Origin of the sequence: Nostocoides sp. HKS02, assembly GCF_009707485.1 — a bacterium.
Classification (GTDB): Bacteria; Actinomycetota; Actinomycetes; order Actinomycetales; family Dermatophilaceae; genus Pedococcus.
This window is the reverse complement of record NZ_CP046121.1, coordinates 2,406,660-2,427,944: the sequence shown is the minus strand read 5'-3', so window position 1 is coordinate 2,427,944 and position 21,285 is coordinate 2,406,660. Positions and strand designations below refer to the sequence as shown.

At 71.6% G+C, this 21,285-nt stretch carries 18 protein-coding genes and 1 pseudogene; 16 read left to right on the top strand and 3 right to left on the bottom strand.

Going from position 1 to position 21,285, the window contains the following annotated elements:
- Positions 1–60: 60 nt before the first annotated feature.
- Positions 61–858: a glycerophosphodiester phosphodiesterase family protein gene (locus tag GKE56_RS11650; protein ID WP_154684682.1), complete on the top strand. Its 798-nt coding sequence runs from the start codon at positions 61–63 to the stop codon at positions 856–858.
- On the opposite strand, the gene acs is transcribed toward GKE56_RS11650, so the two are convergent.
- Positions 824–2,791 carry an acetate--CoA ligase gene (gene acs / locus GKE56_RS11645; protein ID WP_154684681.1) on the bottom strand — a complete coding sequence of 656 codons (1,968 nt, stop codon included), beginning with the start codon at positions 2,789–2,791 and terminating at the stop codon, positions 824–826. The two genes, GKE56_RS11650 and acs, sit on opposite strands and share 35 nt — an antisense overlap.
- Here acs and GKE56_RS17855 point away from each other — a divergent pair.
- The 10 genes from GKE56_RS17855 to GKE56_RS11600 all read left to right on the top strand — a co-directional run bounded on the left by GKE56_RS17855 (position 2,772) and on the right by GKE56_RS11600 (position 10,223).
- Complete coding sequence (locus GKE56_RS17855; protein WP_255424994.1) at positions 2,772–2,903, top strand: hypothetical protein; 132 nt, start codon at positions 2,772–2,774, stop codon at positions 2,901–2,903. The genes acs and GKE56_RS17855 overlap by 20 nt on opposite strands.
- Before the next feature lie 9 nt (positions 2,904–2,912).
- Positions 2,913–3,764 (top strand): hypothetical protein, encoded by an 852-nt coding sequence (locus GKE56_RS11640; protein WP_154684680.1) that lies wholly within the window; start codon positions 2,913–2,915, stop codon positions 3,762–3,764.
- A gap of 596 nt (positions 3,765–4,360) precedes the next feature.
- Positions 4,361–5,215, top strand: a complete 855-nt coding sequence (locus GKE56_RS11635) for a Fic family protein (protein WP_154684679.1) — start codon at positions 4,361–4,363, stop codon at positions 5,213–5,215.
- A 625-nt stretch (positions 5,216–5,840) separates the two neighbouring features.
- The gene (locus GKE56_RS11630) at positions 5,841–6,617 is read left to right on the top strand and encodes a hypothetical protein (protein ID WP_154684678.1); all 777 of its coding nucleotides are present in this window, start codon (positions 5,841–5,843) and stop codon (positions 6,615–6,617) included.
- Positions 6,614–7,741, top strand: a complete 1,128-nt coding sequence (locus GKE56_RS11625; RefSeq protein WP_370518390.1) for a TadA family conjugal transfer-associated ATPase — start codon at positions 6,614–6,616, stop codon at positions 7,739–7,741. The genes GKE56_RS11630 and GKE56_RS11625 overlap by 4 nt, the downstream gene beginning before the upstream one ends.
- Positions 7,738–8,454 (top strand): type II secretion system F family protein, encoded by a 717-nt coding sequence (locus GKE56_RS11620; RefSeq protein WP_154684677.1) that lies wholly within the window; start codon positions 7,738–7,740, stop codon positions 8,452–8,454. The genes GKE56_RS11625 and GKE56_RS11620 overlap by 4 nt, the downstream gene beginning before the upstream one ends.
- Complete coding sequence (locus tag GKE56_RS11615; RefSeq protein ID WP_154684676.1) at positions 8,454–9,089, top strand: type II secretion system F family protein; 636 nt, start codon at positions 8,454–8,456, stop codon at positions 9,087–9,089. Before GKE56_RS11620 ends, GKE56_RS11615 begins: the two co-directional genes overlap by 1 nt.
- Before the next feature lie 167 nt (positions 9,090–9,256).
- Positions 9,257–9,445 (top strand): DUF4244 domain-containing protein, encoded by a 189-nt coding sequence (locus tag GKE56_RS17520; protein ID WP_370518389.1) that lies wholly within the window; start codon positions 9,257–9,259, stop codon positions 9,443–9,445.
- 41 nt (positions 9,446–9,486) lie between these two features.
- Entirely contained in the window at positions 9,487–9,828 is a 342-nt protein-coding gene (locus tag GKE56_RS11605; protein WP_154684675.1) for a TadE family type IV pilus minor pilin, read from the top strand.
- Complete coding sequence (locus tag GKE56_RS11600; RefSeq protein WP_154684674.1) at positions 9,825–10,223, top strand: Rv3654c family TadE-like protein; 399 nt, start codon at positions 9,825–9,827, stop codon at positions 10,221–10,223. Before GKE56_RS11605 ends, GKE56_RS11600 begins: the two co-directional genes overlap by 4 nt.
- A 35-nt stretch (positions 10,224–10,258) precedes the next feature.
- On the opposite strand, the gene GKE56_RS11595 is transcribed toward GKE56_RS11600, so the two are convergent.
- Positions 10,259–11,014 (bottom strand): hypothetical protein, encoded by a 756-nt coding sequence (locus GKE56_RS11595; RefSeq protein WP_154684673.1) that lies wholly within the window; start codon positions 11,012–11,014, stop codon positions 10,259–10,261.
- A 49-nt stretch (positions 11,015–11,063) separates the two neighbouring features.
- Positions 11,064–13,439 (bottom strand): DEAD/DEAH box helicase, encoded by a 2,376-nt coding sequence (locus tag GKE56_RS11590; protein ID WP_154684672.1) that lies wholly within the window; start codon positions 13,437–13,439, stop codon positions 11,064–11,066.
- 73 nt (positions 13,440–13,512) lie between these two features.
- Here GKE56_RS11590 and GKE56_RS11585 point away from each other — a divergent pair, with 73 nt between their 5' ends.
- The 5 genes and pseudogenes from GKE56_RS11585 (at position 13,513) to GKE56_RS11565 (ending at position 21,219) form a co-directional block, all read left to right on the top strand.
- Complete coding sequence (locus GKE56_RS11585; protein WP_154684671.1) at positions 13,513–13,866, top strand: anti-sigma factor antagonist; 354 nt, start codon at positions 13,513–13,515, stop codon at positions 13,864–13,866.
- 160 nt (positions 13,867–14,026) lie between these two features.
- Entirely contained in the window at positions 14,027–16,441 is a 2,415-nt protein-coding gene (locus GKE56_RS11580) for a sodium-translocating pyrophosphatase (RefSeq protein WP_230208923.1), read from the top strand.
- Positions 16,442–16,553: 112 nt separating this feature from the next.
- Positions 16,554–17,268, top strand: a pseudogene (locus tag GKE56_RS18290) (AIM24 family protein).
- On the top strand, positions 17,265–18,764 hold the full coding sequence (locus tag GKE56_RS11570; protein WP_154684669.1) for a class I SAM-dependent methyltransferase: 1,500 nt from the start codon (positions 17,265–17,267) through the stop codon (positions 18,762–18,764). Before GKE56_RS18290 ends, GKE56_RS11570 begins: the two are co-directional and overlap by 4 nt.
- Positions 18,765–18,870: 106 nt before the next feature.
- Positions 18,871–21,219: an ABC transporter transmembrane domain-containing protein gene (locus GKE56_RS11565; protein WP_154684668.1), complete on the top strand. Its 2,349-nt coding sequence runs from the start codon at positions 18,871–18,873 to the stop codon at positions 21,217–21,219.
- Positions 21,220–21,285: the final 66 nt, after the last annotated feature.

Genomic DNA, 21,285 nt, shown 5'->3' with positions numbered 1-21,285 from the left:
AGTGGGCTGGGAGCCCGTTTTCGCGCCATCCGACCCGTGCGCATGGGCACCCTTGGTGTCATGGCCTATGGCGCTGAGACCGGCCCGATCGCCCTCGCCCACCGCGGGGGTGCCGGACTCGCGCCCGAGAACACCATCGCGGCCTTCTCGCTCGCGACCGCGCTCGGCGTGCGCTACCTCGAGACCGACGTCCGGCTCACCTCGGACGGGCAGCTGGTCTGCTTCCACGACGAGCGCCTCGACCGGGTGACCGGCGTACGGGCGCCGGTGCGCCGGCATAGCCTCGAGTCGGTGCGCGCCCTGCGCGTCGGAGGTCTCGAGCCGATCCCGACGTTGGTGGAGGCCCTCGAGCGATTCCCCGACGCGCGGTTCACCGTCGACCTCAAGGACCGCGACGCCATTGCGCCATTGATCAAGCTGTTGCAGCACAAGGACTTTCGCGATCGGGTATGCGTCGCGGGGGCATGGGACGGATGGCTCGCAGCCGTTCGCCTGCAGGTCCCTGGCGTGCGGACGGCCCTCGGCTGGCGCTCGCTCACCGCGCTCGTCGGGTCGGTACGCGCCGGCGTGCAACCGGCTCGCCGGCTCGCGACCGCCGAGTTCGCCCACGTGCCGTTGCGCCTCGGTCGGGTGCCGGTCTTCGTCGAGCGGCTCGTCGACGGCGCGCACCGGATCGGTGTTCGGGTCGTCGTGTGGACCGTCGACGAGCCCGCCCAGATGACCAGGCTGCTCGACGCGGGGGTCGACGGCATCATCACCGACCGCCCGGACCTGCTGCGCGAGGTACTCCTCGCCAGGGACCAGTGGACGCCGATGTCGGCGATCAGTCCTCGGTGGACCCCGACATCCCCTGCTTGATCAGGTTCATCACCGACGAGTCGGCCAGCGTCGTGACGTCGCCGACCTCGCGGTTCTCGGCCACGTCGCGCAGCAGTCGTCGCATGATCTTGCCGGAGCGGGTCTTGGGCAGCTCGGCGACGATGAGGATCTGGCGGGGCTTGGCGATCGGGCCGATCTCCTTGGCCACGTGGTTGCGCAGCTCCTGCACCGTGTCGTCACCGTGGTTCTCGGCGCCGCCACGCAGGATGACGAAGGCACAGACGGCCTGACCCGTCGTCTCGTCGGTGGCACCCACGACCGCGGCCTCGGCCACGGACGGGTGCGACACGAGGGCCGACTCGATCTCGGCCGTGGACAGCCGGTGACCTGAGACGTTCATGACGTCGTCGACCCGGCCGAGCAGCCAGATGTTTCCCTTGGCGTCGTACTTGGCGCCGTCCCCGGCGAAGTAGTACTCCGGGCCGAACCGGGACCAGTACGTCTCGCGGTAGCGCTCGGGGTCGCCCCAGATGCCACGCAGCATGGCCGGCCAGGGCTTGGTCAGCACGAGGTAGCCGACCGCCTCGGGGTCGTGCAGCGGCTTGCCCTCGTCGTCGAGGATCTCGGCGCTGATGCCGGGGACGGGACGCTGGGCCGAGCCGGGCTCGAGGTCCGTGACTCCGGGCAGCGGGCTGATCATGATGGCGCCGGTCTCGGTCTGCCACCAGGTGTCGACGATCGGGCACCGGTCGCCGCCGATGTTCTTGCGGTACCAGAGCCACGCCTCGGGGTTGATGGGCTCGCCCACCGAGCCGAGCACCCGCAGCGACGACAGGTCGAACTTCGCCGGGATGTCGTCGCCCCACTTCATGAACGTGCGGATCGCCGTGGGGGCGGTGTAGAGGATCGTCACGCCGTACTTCTGGGCGATCTCCCACCAGCGACCCTGGTGCGGGGTGTCGGGCGTGCCCTCGTAGATCACCTGGGTCGCGCCGTTGGCCAGCGGCCCGTAGACGATGTAGGAGTGGCCGGTGACCCAACCGATGTCGGCGGTGCACCAGTAGACGTCGGACTCCGGGTGGAGGTCGTGCACCACGGCGTTCGTGTAGGCCGCCTGGGTGAGGTAGCCGCCGGTGGTGTGGAAGATGCCCTTCGGCTTCCCGGTCGTGCCGGAGGTGTAGAGGATGAACAGCGGGTGCTCGGCGTCGTGCGGGACGGCCTCGTGGACGTCGCTCGCGGTGTCGACGACGTCGTGCCACCAGACGTCACGGCCCTCGACCCACGCCACGTCGTCCTTGGTGCGCTGCACGACGAGGACCTTCTCGACGGTCGTCTCGCCCTCGACGGCGGCGTCGACGGCGGGCTTGAGCGGCGCCGACTTCCCGCGCCGGAACTGTCCGTCGGCGGTGATGACGACCTTGGCCTCGGCGTCGGCGATGCGGGTGCGCAGGGCGTCGGCCGAGAAGCCGCCGAACACGACCGAGTGGGGTGCGCCGATCCGGGCGCACGCGAGCATCGCGGCCACCGCCTCGGGGATCATCGGCAGATAGATCGCCACCCGGTCACCCTTGGCAACTCCCAAGTCCTGCAACGCATTGGCGGTCCTCGCGACGTCCCGCTGGAGGTCGGCATACGTGATGGTGCGGGTGTCGCCGCCCTCGCCCTCGAAGTGGATCGCGACGCGGTCGCCGTTGCCCGCCTCGACGTGGCGGTCCACGCAGTTGTATGCCGCGTTGAGCTCGCCCCCGACGAACCACTTCGCGAACGGCGCGCCGCTCCAGTCCAGCGTCTGGTCGAAGTCCTTGGCCCAGCTGAGGCGCTCGCGGGCCTGGCGGGCCCAGAAGCCCTCGTGGTCGGCCGCCGCCTCGTCGTAGAGCTCTGCCGTGCCGATCGCTCGAGCCGCGAAGTCCCGGCTCGGTTCGAATGACCTCGACTCAGCTGACTGGGACACGGTGACTCCTCCTGACGGCATCGACGAGGCGGCCACCTCGACGGCCGCGGAACACCCCCTCAGCCAACCCGGATCGGGCGCGTGCTTCAAGGGTGCGTCCGTGGCGGTCCGAACCTACCCGCTCAACGGCTAGTCTCGCGGGGTGGGCACCACACTCAATCGGGCCGAGGCACGGGCGGCCACCGAGCAGGGGCGGCTGCGCGGCGTGGCCCGGCGCTACTGGCCTGAGCTCGCGCTGCTGCTCGGCATCCTGCTGTGGTGGCCCGCCGGCTTCTGGGGCCTCCAGTCGTGGCTGCAGCTGCCGCTGCAGGCACGTGACGGCGCTGTGGTGCTCCTGGGGGCCACAGCCGCCGCAGCCTCGGTCTCGCTCCTCGTGCGCGCCCCCTGGCCCCGGTTCGCCGTCGTCGTGGTGCTCAGCGGTCTGGGCTGGCTGTTGTCCGCACCCGGCAGCGACCGGTACCCCGACGAGCGCGAGGTGCTCGCCATCCTGCTCGGCCTCGGGGCCTTCCTCGGCATCGCCCTCGGTGCACGGGGGCACAAGGGGCCGATCGGCGCGGCGACCGTACTGGCCCTCGTGGCCGGGCTGTCGCCGGCGACCTGGCCCCACGGCGCGCCGCTGGCCGTCGCACTGGCGCTGCCGTTCGCCGTCGCGTCCTGGCAACGAGTGGCGCCGACCCTCCTCGGGGTCGCCCGACTCCTGGTCGTCTGGCTGGCCTCCGCGCTCGTGGCCCAGTCGCTGCGCCACGGCTGGGACCACCTGCCCCCGGCCACGCAGGCGGGCTCGATGGGCCACCAGCTCAGCGTCGTGACCAGTGCGACGTGGGACTTCCTGCGAACCCAGTGGTGGGCCTCGAGCCAGACGACGCTCAGCCAGGTCGCGGGGTGGTTCTGGGTCGCGGCAGTCCTGGCCCTGCTGATCGCCGCGACCCGTGCCGTCACCAGTGGTGTGCGACGTCGATCACGAGACGACTCGTCGTCGCGTCCTGGATCGTGAAGGCGCGGAACGGCAACCTCGCCCGCACCCCGAGACCCAGCGAGGTCTGACCTTCGAAGGTCCCCGCCCACGCCACCTGCCGGAAGGTGGTGAAGCCGGCGACGTTGACGACCTCCGCCGGCCTGGCTGGCGTGAAGCTCGCCGTCCCGGCGGAGGTGTATGCCGGGGCCTTGGCGACGATGTGCAGCCTGGCGCCTCCACGCAGGGGACCGCAGCGCCCTGCCCCTCGGTGAAGACCGTCGTGACGTAGCTGACGGAGTACCCCGCTGCTCTTCCCTTGAGGTCGATGACGAGCCGGTCGAAGCAGGTGTGGCGGCCCGCGCGCACCCCGGTCACCGGCCCCGCGACCATGGGGGCGGCGTTCTTGGCGAGCGAGCCCCAGGTGATGCCGCAGTACGGCGCGGCGTCGGCTGAGGTGGTGGCAGCCGCGAGGGGGAGTACCCCGGCGGCCACGGCGATGGCAAGTGCCCGGATGGCACCTCTGGTGCGGAGATTCATGATGTGTCCTCCCTTCGGGACACCCCACTGACGCGCACAGCAGTGCCGACGTTGACGCGGTATGCGTGGCGCTCGAGGTGATCTCTAGGCTGCTGTTCGTGCCGAGTCCTTCACCGCAGGTTGTCGCCTCGCTGGGTGCGCTCGCCGTGCTGCCCGGCGTCCCCGAGAAGATCGCGGCCGCTCGCGCGGCGTGCGAGCGACTGCGCTGGCACGAGGCGCTGCGTCGCCGGATCCCCGAGGCCAGCGCCGAGTCGCGGGTCCGTGGCGCCCAGGCGAGCGCAGCCCTCGAGGGAGCCACCGTCCCGCTCGACCTCGTCCGCGACATCATGCGCGGAGCGGCTGCCTGGCCGCTGCGCCCCGATCCGGTCCAGCAGGTCGCTCGTGGTGCCGTGCAGGCCACCGCGGAGAGCGAACGGGTACGAACAACGGTCACCTCCGCCCCGCTGCAGGCCCTGGCCCGGCTCCACGTCGCCGCCGCGGCCGGACTCGTGGAGGACCGGCAGCTCGGTCGGCCGCGACTGCACGACGAGCAGCCCGCGGAGTTCACCGATCTCGGCGTCGCGCCTGATGCGGCGGCCCTCAGCGCGCGGCTCGAGGGGCTGGTGGCCGTGATGACGGTCGGCGCGGCGGTTCCGGCCCTGGTGGTCGCGGCCGTCGCCCATGCCGAGATCGCCACCGCCCGGCCGTTCGTGCGCGGTAACGGCGTCGTCGCGCGGGCCACCGAACGGGCCTTGGTGCAGGCCTGCGGTCTGGATCCCACCGGGGTCGCGGTCACCGAGGCGGGGCACGCCGAGCAGGGCGGGCCGGCCTACCTCGGTGCGCTCGCGGCATACGGGATGGGCACCCCCGAGGGCATGGGTCTGTGGATCGGGCACTGTGCCGACGCCTTGGTGGCGGGAGCGGCGCTGGGCGAGCAGATCTGTGACGCCGTGCGGGCCGGTCGGCTCAGCTAGGCGCCTCGTCGAGGACACGCGCGCCACCGCCGGTGCGCAAAAGTCAAGGGTTCCGTTTCGCCCCGAGCGGGGGTACACATGAACCAAGTCGACGGACGCGAGTCCGACGATCACCGTGATCCCACCGGGCACCCACGCGCGGGCAGTCCACTGGTGGACCGATCGTGGCGGGCTTGTCCCGCTGCGACACATTCAGAGTGCACGCCTGGTCACCCGCGGCGGGTCACGGTCGATGGCACCCCGCTTGCGGGGTGCCATCCCCGCGTCGGGCAGGTGAATTCGTGACGCTTCATGACCAATCGGGCCTATTCGCGGGGATGAGTGTGGCGTGGATCACGGCGATTCTGGCGAAGAGAGTTGCGGTTGAACGCGCGATGGTTCAGGATTGAGCAGTCCGCTCCCCTTCGGGGTCGAGTGGACCGGCGCACCGGCTCCTCCCCCGGAGCTTGGCGCGTCGACGGCCCCGGTTGTCCCCCGACCGGGGCCGTCCCCTTTTCCCTGGCAGGTGTCTTCTTCGGCATGTGCGCGGCGCGTCATCCACAGCGGTCCCGGCGCGCCCGGCTTCGTCCACAGGCTCGTCGGCGTGCGCTGCTGGAGGACGGGTTGGTGGGGGACGCTCGGCGGCATGGATCACGGGGGAGTGGAGCACGGGGGCATCGATCGCGGGGGCATCGACCATCGGGTGATCGGCGTCGTGGGGGCCTCCGGTGGCCTGGGTGCATCCAGTCTTTCGGTGGCCCTGGCCCTGCGCGGCGCGCGGCAGCTGGGCGCCACGGTGTGCGTCGACGGCGAGCGCGATCGAGGGGGCCTGGACGTGACGGCCTGCCTCGAGCACCTCCCCGGGCTGCGCTGGCCCGACCTCGTCTCGGCGCGCGGGCCACTCGACGGGGCGGCGCTGTTGCGCGCCCTTCCCGCTGACGGCCCGCTGCGGGTGCTGGCGGCGCGCGGCGTGGATCCCGGTGCTGAGGTCGCTGGCGCCGCGGTGGAGGCCTTGGCCACGGTGTGCGCCCTCTGCGTGGTCGACCTCGGTCGCTCGACCGAGCTCGTGCCCTGGTGCACCGAGGTGCTCGTGCTCGTTGGACTGGGGGCTCGTCAGCTGGCCGACGCCTCGGCCCTGGTGCCGTCGGTCATCGACCTCGCGCCGTTGACCCGGCTGGTCCTGAGAGTGGGGCGGCGCGATCCGCTCCTGCCCGAAGACGTCGCCGCCCACCTCGATCTCCCGCTCGCGACCGTGCTGCGCGACGACGCTCGCGCGGCGGCCGACGCCGACCGCGCACGGTTGCCGGGGTCGCGCGACTCCTCGGCCCTGGCCGATGCTGCCGACCGGGTGCTGGCCCAACCCGTGCCGTCCGGCCTCGCGGCCGGCGCTGCGCTTGGCCCCGGCCCGGCGGTCACCGCGTGAGCCAGTCCACCCGGATCGATGAGCGGATCAGACGGGGTCGGCTGCCTGACGCTCAGATGGTCGCCGAGGTCGCCGCGACCGAGGTTGCCCGGCTCGGCCTCGCCGGGGTGGCTGCTGCCCGCCGGTCCCTCGCGTCCGAGGTGCTGGGGCTGGGGCCACTCGAGGCGTGTCTCGAGGACCCGAGCGTGACCGACGTGCTGGTCAACGGCGACGGTGCGGTGTGGGTCGACCGCGGCGCTGGCCTCGAGCGGTCTGGGGTCGCGCTTCCCGACCCCGCCGCGGCGCGACGGCTCGCAGTGCGGCTGGCCGGGCTCGCGGGTCGTCGACTCGACGAGAGCCAGCCGTGGGTCGACGGCCTCCTGCCGGGTGGCGTGCGGCTGCATGCGGTGCTTCCACCTCTGGTGGACGGCGGGGCCCACCTCAGCCTGCGGGTGCCACGCCTGCGCACCGACGGCTTGGGGTCGTTGCGCGCGAGCGGCATGCTCGGTCCCGAGGGCGAGGAGGTCCTGCGTGCACTGGTGGCGCGCCGGTGCTCGTTCGTGGTGACCGGGGGCACTGGGTGTGGCAAGACGACCCTGCTTTCGGCGATGCTCGCAGAGGTTCCGGCTGCGGAGCGCATCGTGGTGGTGGAGGACGTTCGGGAGCTGTCCGTCTCGCACCCCCACGTGGTTCGACTCCAGGGCCGGGCGCCCAACGTCGAGGGGCAGGGATCGGTCACGCTGGTCGACCTCGTGCGCCAAGCACTCCGCATGCGCCCGGACCGGCTGGTGGTGGGCGAGGTGCGGGGCGCTGAGGTGCGCGAGATGTTGGCGGCGCTCAACACCGGCCACGAGGGTGGGTGCGGCACGGTTCATGCCAACGCGCCGAGCGACGTGCCGGCCCGCTTCGAGGCCTTGGGTGCGTTGGCGGACCTCGACCAGCAGGCCGTGCAGTCGCAGCTGGCGAGCGCAGTCCAGGCCGTGGTGCACGTGACCCGCATCCGGCACCAGCGTGTGGTCGCGTCGGTGTCCGTACTCGGGCGAGGACCCGGGGGTGTCGAGTGCGTGCCGGCGCTCGACGTGGTCACCGGTCAACGCCGTCAAGGCTGGGCGCAGCTGTCCACCCTGATCGGAGCAGGGCGGTGAACGCGGTGCTCGCTGCGGTGTTCCTGCTGCTCGTGGTGAGTGCGACCGTCCTGTGGCCGTCGCCCGCCCGCCGGCCCCCGGGGTCCCCCGCGCGACCGGCCTCGAGCGCACGCGTTCGGATGCCGCGCCGTGACCGCGTGCGCCTGCAGGCCGAGCTGGCCGACACCATCGCGCTCCTGATCGGGCCTCTGCACCGGGGGGTGCCGCCTGCGACGGCCCTGCGCGTGGCGATCGACGCGGTCGACGTCAGCCGCCCGCTGAGCCAGTCGTTCGAGCACCTGCTCGAGGCCGCCGCACGTGGTGAAGCCCTGGCCGAGGTGTGGCTCCGAGAGGCCGATGCACTCGACAGCGCCGACCTTCGGTTCGTCGGTCAAGCCTGGCGCCTGACCGAGCGCACCGGCGCGCCCCTCGCGCGCGCCCTCGAGTCGGCCGAGGAGGTCCTGCGCGAGCGTCAGGTGTCCCGAGAGCGCCTGGCCGCGATGACGGCCGGGCCCAGGGCGTCGATGGTGGTCCTCACCGTCCTTCCGTTGTGTGGCCCGTTGGTGGGGGCAGTGTTCGGCTTCGGCCCGGGCGACCTCTACCTGTCGTCCCCGGTCGCGCTGGCCAGCCTCGTGATCGGGCTCGTGATGGCCCTGTTCGGGTGGTTGGTCAGCCGCATCATCATCGAGCGGGCGCTGCGACCCGCGGTGTCATCGGGCGCCGGGGCGCCCTGATGCCGCTCGCCGCAGCGGCGGTGCTCGGTGCTGTCGCTGTCCTGTTCTGGCCGCCGACCCGCCCAAGGTTCACGGCTGCGTCCTCGCGATCGGCCGACACCGCCTGGGGGTGGCCGGGCCCCGTCTCCCGGCGGGTCGCCCAGGTCCTGGGCCCGGTGGGACGGGTCGCCCAGACGCTGACCGGTCGCGCCGAGGCCATGCCTGCGACCGCCGAGGTGGCCGACACCCTCGTGCTGATCGCCCTGGCGGTCCGGTCGGGGATGGGGCTGGCAGAGGCACTGGCACAGGTCCAGACAGGCTCCGCAGGCGCGGTCAAGCGCGACCTCGGTGCCGTGGTGGCAGCCCTACGTTGGGGGCGGTCGGCCGCCCAGGCGTGGGCGTTCGCCGGGCCGTGCTGGCGACCCGTGGCGTTGGCCTGGCAGGTGGCGGACCAGACCGGCGCGCCTCCGGCAGACCTCGTGGAGCGCGCGGCACACCGCCTTCGGGCGACCGAGGGGCGCGCGGCGGAGCGTCGGGCCGCCCGCGCCGGAGTTCTCCTGGTGGTGCCGCTCGGGCTGGGCTTCCTGCCGGCCTTTGCCTGCACCGCCGTGGTTCCCGTCGTGGTGGCCTTGGCCCACGGCGTCCTGGGTGGGTAGCCCGCGTCGAGTCATCGCACCGCCTGGCCCGCGGTGTCATCCACAGCGAGGCCCCGAGAGCCGGGACGTCCACAGCCTCGTGCCGGACGATGGGAGCCGACGCGCGCGCTGCGGTGCACTGGATGTTCCACGGCCGATCGGCCGCCACCCATCCGAAGGAGACGCGCGTGAAATGCATTCTCAGACAACGGTTGCGGCGCCTGAGCCGCGAGGTCGGCATGACGACCGCCGAGTACGCCGTGGGCACGTTGGCGGCTTGCGCCTTCGCCGCGGTGCTGCTGCTGGTCGTGAAGTCGGGGGCGGTCAGGGCGGCGTTGGCGTCGGTCATCACCGCGGCGCTGGGCACGGCGAGCTAGCCCGGGAGGCGGGCCTGGCCACCGCCGAGTTCGCCGTCGCCGTGCCCGCGGTGATTCTCATGGTCGTCATGGCGCTGTCGGCGATGTCGACCGCGCTGGACCAGGTTCGGTGCCTCGACGCAGCCCGAGCCACGGCGCGGCTCCTCGCCAGGGGCGACAGCCCCGAGCGCGCGATCACGCAGGGCCGCGCGCTGGCGCCCCCGGGGGCGGAGCTCAGCGTGCGGCAGTCTGGCCAGGACCTCGAGGTGCGCGTGGTCGGACACCCGGGGCCCGCGCTGGCCTGGCTCGGGGCTCGCGCCACGCCGCAGGGCAGCGCCGTCGCCGCTGAAGAAGATGACCCGAGTGTGACCGGGTCAACGCTTCGGCCCCCGGTTCGCCCGTGAGCAAGGCGGCGCGACGGCTGGAGCACCGGCGAGCCCGTCGCGCTGACGACGGCTCGATGACCGTGGTGGTCGTGGCGAGCCTGGGGGTGATCGGGCTGGCGCTGGTCGCGGCACTCGCCGTGACCAGCGCGGTGATCGCGGCGCACCGGGCGCGGGCATCGGCCGATCTCGGGGCGCTGGCCGGCGCGATCGAGGTGGCCCGTGGTGCCGATCCCGCCGTGGCGTGCGTGCGCTCCGCACAGGTCGTCCGGCGAAATGCGGCGACGATGTCGGGTTGCCGAGTGGAGCCTGACGGTTCGGTCGTGGTCGTCGTCAGCGCGTCGGTCAGCTGGACGTTGCCCGCCGCTGGCCCGCTGACGGCGAAGGCCCGCGCCAGAGCCGGGCCTTCGCCGTGAGCCGGAGCACCGCGAGGGCGCGGGCGGGGCGCTGGTCAGGCCTCGCCGGTCGGGCCGCGACCCATGAGCTTGTCGGCCACCGTGCGGTAGCGCTCCCCCTCACCGTGGTCCGGCTGCTCGCCGGCGTCGGTGCCCTCGCTGGCGTCCGTGCGGTCCGTGCGGTCCGTGCCGTCGGTGGCGTCGGTGCCCTCGGTGGGGTCTGTCTCGGGCGCCGTGGCCGCTGCCGCGTGGCTCCCGGTGTATGCCGCGGCACCCGTAGCCGCGGTCGTGCCCACGACGGGCGCTGTGGCGGCAGATGGTGTCACCGCGGCCTCGCGCCGACGGAACTCGTCCTCAACCTTGGCGCGTTCGTCGGCCCGGATCCGGGTCTCCGCCTCGGACATCCGGGTGCGCTCCTCGGTGTCCCGCACGCGCTCACGCTCGGCGAGCTGCGACTGGAACTCCTCGTCGCGAACGCGGTCCCGCTCGGCGAGCGCGCTCTGGTGGGTCTCCTCGGCGCGGCCTCGTTCGTCGGCCCGGATGTTCTCCTCGAGCTCGGCCTGGCGCTGGGCCTCCTTGGCCTCGCGGCCGGGTCGGCGGCGCCTCTTGACGCTGCCGCGGATCAGCAGCAGCCCGAGCCAGAACACGAGCAGGATCACGGCCCCGGTGATGAGCAGCGCGAGCGGCGTCATGCCGATGTGGGCGCCAGGGGTGGGCAACGTGATGGGCGTGGTCAGCGACTGGCTACCGAGGACGAGCCACACCGCCGCGCCAGCCGCCAGCAGAATGAGCAACAGTCCGAGCAGGACCACGTGGACACCTCCGAGTCTTGGGGCGCCGGGCAGCGCCTGTGTCTCGACCCTAGCCCGCGACCTGGGGTTGTGCCCGTTGCGAACGGTCGCCGGACGCAGGTGCAGGAGCGTGGGCGAGGACCGCCGCAAGGAGCCTCGCCGCCCCTGCCTTGTCGAGCGGCTCGTTGCCGTTGCCGCACTTCGGGGACTGCACACAGGCCGGGCACCCCTGCTCGCATCGGCACGACGTGATCGTCTCGAGGGTCGCCTCCAGCCACGCGCGGAACGACTCGAAGGCCCGCTCGGCGAAACCCGCCCCGCCCGGGTAGCCGTCGTAGACCAGGATCGTCGGGAGTCCGGTGTCGGGATGCAGCGCGGTGGAGACGCCGCCGATGTCCCAGCGGTCCGAGGTGGCCACGAGCGGCAGCATCCCGATGCCCGCGTGCTCGGCCGCGTGCGCCGCCCCCGGGATGTCCTGCTCCTGCACCCCCGCGTGCGCGAGGAACTCCACCGGCATGGTCCACCACACGGCCTTGGTGGCCAGCGTGCGCTGCGGCAGGTCGAGCGGGTGCGTCCCGATGACCTCGCCGCTGGGCAGGCGTCGCAGGAAGGACGTCACCTGCGTGTGCACCCGCACCGCGCCGAACGACACTTCCACCGGCCCCCATGCCTGCGAGCGCTGCGCCCCGACGATGTCGAACGCACTGACGGACTGGGCGAAGGTGCTCCACCCCGGGTCGCCGCGGACGACGGAAGCCGTCCCGCCCTCGAGGTCGAGCTCGGTGACCACGAACGTGTCTCCCTGGTGGACGTGCACGGCTCCGGTGTGGGCCTGGGAGTGCGCTGATGCTTCGTCGATGGTGCCGAGCACCCGGCCAGTGCGCTGTTCGACGATGCCCACGACCTCACCCGCACCCCGCAGGGACACGTGGTCGCTGGCTCGGTCGGTGCGGGCCCAGTACCACCCGTTCGGCCGCCTCCTCAGGATGCCGCGGGCCACCAGCACCTCGAGCAGGCCGGCCGCCGACGGGCCGAACATCGGCAGGTCGGCTTCGCGCAGGGGCAGCTCGGCGGCCGCCGCCGCGAGGTGGGGGGCCAGGACGTGGGGGTTGTCCGGGTCGAGCGCGGTCGCCTCGACCGGCTGCCCGAAGACCACGTCGGGGTGGTGCACGACGTAGGTGTCGAGCGGGTCGTCCGCCGCCACGAAGACCGCCAGCGAGCGGGTTCCGGCTCGGCCCGCGCGCCCGGCCTGCTGCCACAGCGAGGCCCGCGTGCCCGGCCAGCCGGCCAGCAGCACGGCGTCGAGGCCGCTGATGTCGATGCCCAGCTCCAACGCGTTCGTCGCGGCCAGCCCGACCAGCGATCCGTCGCGAAGGGATCGCTCCAGCGCCCGTCGCTCTTCGGGCAGGTACCCACCCCGGTATGCCGCGACGGCCCCTTCGAGGTGCGGTGCCCTCTCGGACAGGGTCCGGCGGGCGCTGGTCGCCAGCGCCTCGACCCCTGCCCGCGACCTCGCGAACGCCACCGTCTGGACGCGCTGGGCCACCAGCTCTGCCAGCAGGTCGGCGGCCTCGGAGGTGGCCGACCGGCGCCCCTCGCCGTCCGAGAGGGTGCCGGGTTCCCACAACGCGAAGGTCATGGCCTCGCGCGGGGAGCCGTCGCGCGTGACCGCTTCGACCGGCAGACCGACCAGGCGGCTGGCGTGGCCCCCCGGGTCACGCACCGTCGCGGACGCCAGCACGAACGTGGGGAACGAGCCGTAGCGGGCGCACACCCGCCGCAGGCGGCGCAGCAGCGCGGCCAGGTGTGACCCGAAGACGCCGCGGTAGACGTGGCACTCGTCGATGACGACGTAGCGCAGAGCGCGCAGGAAGGGCGCCCACCGCTCGTGCAGGGGCAGGAGCGAATGGTGGACCAGGTCCGGGTTGGTGAGCACCAGCTGGGCGTGGTCGCGGATCCAGCGGCGCTCCTCGGTCGGGGTGTCGCCGTCGTAGGTCGCGGCCCGGACCCCCGGCACGGCCATCGACGTGATGCGTGCGAGCTGGTCCGCGGCGAGCGCCTTCGTCGGCGACAGGTACAGCGCCGTCGCGCCGCGGCCCGTGGGCGCGTCCGAGCCCGCCACGAGCGCGCTCAGCACCGGCAGCAGGTAGCCCAGGCTCTTGCCCGATGCCGTGCCGGTCGCCATCACCACGTGCGAGCCAGCATGGGCGAGGTCAGCGGCAGCACGTTGGTGCTCCCACAGCGACGTCACGCCCGCGCCGGCGCACGCGGCATACACGCTGGGATCCACCCAGTCGGGCCATGGCGCAAGGGATGCGGCGCGGGCTGGCACCTCGTGCACGTGCAGCAGCCGCTCCTCGCCCGCGGCCCGCGTGAGCCCGGCCAGCACCGACACGGGATCGAACGGAGGCCGTCCGGGGGGTGGTGTGCGAGCATCACTGGACATTGCCGCTACCGTAATCCCGAGGGCAGACCGCACCGTCTCGGCCCATAGACGCAGTCGAAATGAAAGGGTGGCCGTGGATCTTTCGGTCTCCAGCACCGAGCAGGGCGCAGTCACCGTCGTCCACGTGGCCGGCGAGATCGACGTCTACACGGCGCCCCTGCTGCGCGAGGTACTCGACAAGCAGGTCGCGGCCGGGCGCACGAGTCTGGTCGTCGACCTCGAGAAGGTCACGTTCATGGACTCCACCGGCCTGGGGGTCCTCGTCGGTCGGCTCAAGCTCGTCCGGGGCCAGAACGGCGCGCTGCGCATCGTCAGCGCCCAGGAGCGCATCCTCAAGGTCTTCAAGATCACGGGGCTCGACAAGGTCTTCCACATCTATCCGACCGTCGACGAAGCCGTTGAGGCCTCGGACTCGAATTCTGTGTAACGCGCCTCATCCACGTCCACAAACGGTGTGAGGTGCATTACCCTCGCCCCATCGTCCCCCTCGGCGGTGCGCCACCCTCGGCGTGCGCGTGGGTGGTCCCAGTGTGTTCCCCATCGAGGAGGATGGAATGTCGCGCCTTGCGTCTGCCGCAGCAGCTGAAATGCCGCTGACCGGCACCAATCTCACCCTGGTCATCGTGGTAGCCGCGATCGCGGTCATCTCGCTGGCCATGGGTGTCTATTTCCGCCAACAGGTCCTCGCGGCCGATCCCGGCACCGAGAAGATGCAGGAGATCGGCGCTGCGGTCGAGGAAGGCGCGCAGGCGTACCTCGCTCGGCAGTTCAAGACCCTCAGCGTCTTCGTGGTGCTGGTCTTCGGGCTCCTGCTCCTGCTGCCGGCCGACACCATGGGCGTCCGGTGGGGTCGCTCGGGCTTCTTCATCGTCGGTGCGCTCTTCTCCGCAGCCATCGGCTACCTCGGCATGAGCCTCGCGGTGAAGGCCAACGTGCGTGTCGCCTCGGCCGCCCGTGACGGGAACCGCGACTTCGGCATGCGGATCGCGTTCCGCACCGGCGGCACCGTCGGTATGGCCACGGTCGGCCTGGGTCTGCTGGGCGCGTCGGTCGTCGTCCTTCTCTACAAGGGTGAGGCCCCCAAGGTTCTCGAGGGCTTCGGCTTCGGCGCCGCGCTGCTCGCGATGTTCATGCGCGTCGGCGGTGGCATCTTCACCAAGGCCGCCGACGTGGGCGCCGACCTCGTCGGCAAGGTCGAGGCCGGCATCCCCGAGGATGACCCGCGCAACGCGGCGACCATCGCCGACAACGTCGGCGACAATGTGGGCGACTGCGCCGGCATGGCCGCCGACCTCTTCGAGTCGTATGCCGTGACCTTGGTGGCCGCCCTCATCCTGGGTTCGGCCGCCTTCGGCACCTATGGGCTCGTCTTCCCGCTGATCGTCCCGGCGATCGGCGCGGTGACCGCGCTCGTCGGCGTCTTCATCACCCGGGTCAAGCCCGGTGAGAACGCGCTGAAGGCCATCAACCGCGGCTTCTACATCTCGGCAGCCATCGCCGCGGTGCTGTCGGGCGTGGCGGCATACGTCTACCTGCCCGACACCTTCAAGGGTCTGGGCTCGAGCGACCAGACGGTCACCGTGCTCGCGGGCGACCCGCGCCGCACCGCCGTGCTGGCCGTGATCATCGGCATCGTGCTCGCTGCGGTGATCCTCTGGCTGACCGGTTACTTCACGGGCACCGACAAGCGCCCGACCAAGGACGTGGCTCGCACCTCCCTGACCGGCGCGGCCACCGTCGTGCTGTCGGGCATCGGGGTCGGCCTCGAGTCGGCGGTCTACACCGCCGTCATCATCGGTGGCGCGGTCTACCTCGCCTTCCTGCTCGGTGGCGGGTCGGTCGTCCTGTCGCTGTTCCTCATCGCGCTGGCCGGCTGCGGGCTGCTCACCACGGTGGGCGTCATCGTGGCGATGGACACCTTCGGACCGGTGTCCGACAACGCCCAGGGCATCGCCGAGATGTCCGGCGACGTCGACGGCGAGGGCGCACAGATCCTCACCGACCTCGACGCCGTCGGCAACACCACCAAGGCCATCACCAAGGGAATCGCCATCGCCACCGCCGTGCTCGCGGCGACGGCGCTGTTCGGCTCCTACTCGGACGCGTGGAAGAACACCCTCGGCCCGATCATCACGGGCCTTCAGGCCAAGGCCCAGAGTGGCGCGCTCTCGCAGGCTGACGTGACCGCGATCCAGCGCCAGCTGTCGACCTCGTTCAGCCTCGAGATCGTCACGCCGAGCACCCTGGTCGGGCTGCTCCTCGGCGCCGCGGTGGTCTTCCTGTTCTCGGGCCTGGCCATCAACGCCGTGACCCGCGCCGCAGGGGCGATCGTGTTCGAGGTGCGCCGCCAGTTCCGCGAGCACCCGGGCATCATGGACTACACCGAGAAGCCCGAGTACGGCCGCGTCGTCGACATCTGCACCAAGGACTCGCTGCGCGAGCTCGCGACGCCTGGCCTGCTGGCGGCGCTGACCCCCGTGGCCATCGGTTTCGGCCTCGGCATCGGCCCGCTCGCCGGCTTCCTGGCCGGTGCCATCGGCACGGGCTGCCTCATGGCGGTGTTCCTGGCCAACTCCGGTGGCTCGTGGGACAACGCGAAGAAGATCGTCGAGGACGGCCACCACGGCGGTAAGGGGAGCGCCGCCCACGAGGCGACGGTCATCGGCGACACCGTGGGTGACCCCTTCAAGGACACCGCAGGCCCGGCGATCAACCCGCTGATCAAGGTGATGAACCTCGTCTCCGTGCTCATCGCGCCGGCCATCGTGACCTTGTCGATCGGGGACGGCAAGAACAACGTGGTCCGCTACGGCATCGCTGCTGCGGCGCTCATCATCGTCGTCGCCGCGGTCGCCGTGTCCAAGACGCGCGACCTGGCCATCGGTGGCAGCGACGACGGCACAGCGGACGTCGCCTCGACGCCTGACGCGGGGGCTGTCACCGCGCCGGGTGTGGCGGTCGACGAGTCGACCGACGTGCTCGAGGAGCCCGCGAACCGCTAGGCACCACACGGCATACCCACGCGGCGGCCGGCCCACCTCACGGTGGTGCCGGCCGCCGCTTTCCTGCCCGTATGCCGTGCCGCCGAGCGGAGGGGAACCCTAGGCTGGCTCCATGCAGAGCCCACTGTTCGACCAGCGCAACCTCGAAGTCCAGGCCGGGCAGCGTTTCGCCCTCCAGAACCCCCAGATGCTGCGCGTCCACCTGGGCGGCGACGTGCTGGCGGTCAAGGGCGCCATGGTGTCCTACCAGGGGCAGATCCGCTTCGACCACGAGAAGGCCGGCAGCGTCGGCAAGCTCTTCAAGAAGGTGGTGACGGGCGAGGACGTCTCGCTGATGCGGGTGTCTGGTGAGGGCGACGTCTTCTTCGCCTCCGAGGCCGGCTTCGTGTTCCTCATCGAGCTCACCGGCGATGCGCTGTCGGTCAACGCCCGCAACCTGCTCGCCTTCGACTCCTCGATCAGCTGGGACATCAAGCGGGTGCAGGGCGCCGGCATGCTCAGCGGCGGACTGTTCAACACGACGCTCCAGGGCAGCGGCACGGTCGCCATCCACACGGTCGGCCAGCCCGTGATCCTCGACTGCAGCCAACAAGCCCACGTACGTCGACGTGCAGGCCTGCGTGGGGTGGTCCGCCAACCTCGTGCCCCAGGTGGTGTCGAGCATGAACGTGCGGTCGATGCTGCGTGGCGGCTCGGGCGAGGCGTTCCAGTACGCGTTCTCGGGCCAGGGGTTCGTGGTCGTCCAGCCCAGCGAGTGGACCCCGCCAGTCGCGCAGGGCGGGGGAGGCGGCGGCGGGTTCAACCTGGGTGGGTTCCTCGACGGATGAGCACCCCGACCCCGGTCACCGATCCCGACCTCGTCGCCCGGCTGCGGACCGACCTCGAGCGCGCGCCGTACACCGTCGAGGCGGTGGACGCACTCCTCGGACCGCTCGCCCAGGCGGCGCTCGGCCGCGAGCAGGCGCTGCCCGCCCAACGGGTCACCGCAGACGTGGGCACCCCGCTGGCGACCCTGGTGCGGCTGTTCGGGCTGGGCGACGCCGTCGACGCAGAGGACCTCGAGCGCGCCCTGCCCACCCTGGGGATCAGTGGTGCGACCGCCCTGGGCCTCGTGCGTGAGCAGGGGCCCGGCGTCGTCGCGACCTGCGACCTGCGGCCCTACGGCGATGACGGCCATTCCTGGTGGGTGGCCTCCGACCTCTCCGAGCTGGCGACCCGGGCCCCACTCCACCCGGACCACGTCCTCGGCATCGGGGGAGCCTCGACCACGCTGGCGTCGTGGACGCCTCGGCCACCGGTCGACCGGGCCCTCGACCTCGGCACCGGCTGTGGCGTCCAGGCCCTGCACCTCGGCTCCCACGCTCGCCATATCACGGTCACCGACATCTCGACCCGAGCCCTGGCCTTCGCCCGCTTCAACGCTGCGCTCAACGGCTGCGACTGGGAGATCGTCGAGGGCTCGATGCTGGATCCCGTTGCGGGCCAACGGTTCGAGCTCATCGTCAGCAACCCTCCGTTCGTCATCACCCCGCGCTCGCCCGAGGTGCCGATGTTCGAGTACCGCGACGGCGGTCAGGCGGGTGACGCCGTGGTCGCTGATCTGGTGCGCTCGATCGGTGACCACCTCGAGCCCGGCGGCATCGCACAGTTCCTCGGCAACTGGGAGGTCGTCGGCGACGCCGACTGGCACGAGCGGGTGCGCGGATGGGTGGCCGACACCGGCCTCGACGCCTGGGTCATCCAGCGCGAGCTGCAGGACCCGGCGCAGTACGCCGAGACCTGGTCCCGCGATGGCGGTCACCACAGCGCCACCGCCGAGTTCGCCGCCATGTATGCCGCGTGGCTCGACGACTTCGCCTCGCGTGGCGTGACCGCCATCGGGTTCGGCGTGATCACGCTGCAGCGGCCGGCGGGCGAGCGGGCGCCGTTCGTGGACCTGACCGAAGTGGCGGGTCCGGTGGCGGCGCCGATGGGTCCACACGTGCTGGCTGGTGTGCGGGCGCGGACCTGGCTGGCCGAACACGACGACGACGAGCTCCTCGAGACCGCCTGGTCGTGTGCCCCCGATGTCACCGAGGAGCGCCATGGGCGGCCAGGGGAGGAGGATCAGGCGGTCATCCTGCTCCGACAGGGCGGTGGGCTGCGGCGAACCGTACGGCTCGACACGGCCGGCGCGGCCCTGGTCAGCGTCTGCGACGGCAGCCTGCCTGCTGGCGCTGCGATCACCGCAATCGCGGAACTCCTCGCGGTCGACGCCGCCGCGCTCCGGGCTCAGCTGGTGCCGCTGATGCGCGGGCTCGTGGCCGACGGCCTGCTCGTGTGAGGGCATCGCCAGTGAGTGGAGGACCCGTCGATCGCTGGGAGGCCTGGCATTTCCGCAGGTCGGGAAACCACTTGTGAGTGAGTGCTCACTCACTTAACCTGAGCAGGTGACACCTCGCGCCCCCGCCATGGCGCCCGACGACCGTCGGGCAGCGATCGTGGCTGCCACCATCCCGTTGCTGCGCGACAAGGGCAGGGCCCTGAGCACCCGCGAGATCGCCAAGGTGTCCGGTATCGCCGAGGGCACGATCTTCCGGGTGTTCGACAGCAAGGACGAGCTGATCAGCGCCTGCATCCGCGAGGCCTTCGACACCGCCGGGCTGCACCGTGAGCTGAGCCAGATCGACCGCAGTCAACCGCTGCGCGACCGGCTGGCTGCGGCGGTCGGGGTGATGCAGGCCCACCTGATCGGGATCTTCTCGCTGATGACGGTGCTGCAAGCCACGGGTCAGCGGCTGGAGCGCCCGAGTGGCCATGACCATGCGCACGAGCGCCAGCGGTCCACCGCGGTGATCGACGCGGACTTCGTGGCGCTGATCGGCGACGACGCCGACCAGCTGCGGATGCCCCCGGAGAAGGTCGTCGGCTACCTGCGCATGATCACCCTGTCCAGCGTCCATCCCATGCTCGACTCGTCGGGCAGCTCGGCGGACGAGCTCGTCGACGTGGTCCTCGAGGGGACCTTGAAGCCAGCCACCACCATGAGGGGGGAACCACTAGTGCTCGTCAGGATCATCCGCGACTACCTCAGGCCGTATCGAGGCATGATCGCCATCCTCGTCGGCCTCCAGCTGGTCGGCACCATCGCCTCGCTCTACCTGCCCAGCCTCAACGGCCGCATCATCGACAACGGGGTGGCCAAGGGCGACACCGGCTATATCCTGGGCACGGGCGGGTGGATGCTCGGGGTGTCCCTCGTCCAGATCGTGGCGACGGTCTGCGCCACCTACCTCGGCGCGCGGTCCGCCGCCGGGCTCGGTCGCGACCTGCGCGCCGGCATCTTCGCCAGGGTCGGCGACTTCTCGGCCCAGGAGGTGTCGCGGTTCGGTGCCCCGACCCTGATCTCTCGCAACACCAACGACGTCACCCAGGTGCAGCAGGTCGTCTTCATGGGTGCCGTGATGATGGTCTCGGCGCCGATCATGATGGTCGGCGGTATCATCATGGCCCTGCGTGAGGACGTCGGTCTCTCGTGGCTGGTGGCCGTGGCCGTGCCACTGCTCGCCTTCTCGGTCGCCATGGTGATCCGACGGATGATCCCGAACTTCCGACTCATGCAGGAGTCCGTCGACTCGGTCAACCGGGTCCTCCGCGAGCAGATCACCGGCATCCGCGTCGTGCGGGCGTTCGTCCGCGAGAACCACGAACGCCAGCGGTTCGCGGCAGCCAACACCCAGTACACCGGCACCGCGCTCGCCGTCGGCCGGCTGATGGCCATGGTCTTCCCCATCGTCATGCTCATCTTCAACGCCTCGACCGTGGCGGTGCTGTGGTTCGGTGCTAAGCGCGTCGATGCCGGCCAGATGCAGATCGGCGAGCTGACCGCGTTCATGAGCTACCTCATGCAGATCCTCATGTCGGTGATGATGGCGACGTTCATGTCGATGATGATTCCCCGCGCCACGGTCTCGGCTGGACGCATCGTCGAGATCCTCGACACCGACTCGACGGTGGTCGAACCGTCCGCGCCGGTGGCCATTCCGCGCACGGGCACCAGCGTGGAGCTCCAGGATGTCGTCTTCTCCTACCCCGGCGCTGCGGCGCCGGTGCTCCAGGGCGTGTCCCTCGTGGCCGAGCCGGGCAGGACCACGGCGATCATCGGGAGTACCGGTGCGGGCAAGTCGACGCTGCTCTCGCTGATTCCCCGGCTCTACGACGTCACCGGTGGCTCGGTCCGGCTGGGCGGAGTGGACATCCGCGAGGCAGCGCTCGAGGACGTGTGGTCGCGCATCGGGCTGGTCCCGCAGCGGCCCTACCTGTTCACGGGCACGGTCGCTTCCAACCTGCGGTACGGCGACTCGAACGCCACCGACGAGGAGCTCTGGGAGGCGTTGCGCATCGCCCAGGCCGAGGACTTCGTCCGGGCCATGCCCGCCGGTCTCGACTCGCTGATCGCCCAGGGAGGCACCAACGTCTCGGGAGGACAGCGCCAGCGGCTGGCCATCGCCCGGGCCCTGGTGGCCAAGCCCGAGGTGTTCCTCTTCGACGACAGCTTCTCGGCGCTCGACCTGTCCACGGACGCCAGGCTCCGCTCGGCGCTGCGGCCGGTGACCCGGCATACGGCGGTGATCGTGGTCGCGCAACGGGTGTCCACCATCATCGACGCCGACCACATCGTCGTCCTCGACGACGGGGTGGTGGTGGGTGCGGGCAGCCACGACGAGCTGCTCGCGACCTGCCCGACCTACCTCGAGATCGTCGAGTCCCAGCGTTCCGCAGAGGAGGCGGCGGCATGAGCGAGCCGACAGCCAAGCGAGCACACGAGCGAGGAACGAGCGAGGCGCGGAGCAAGCGCGGAGGCG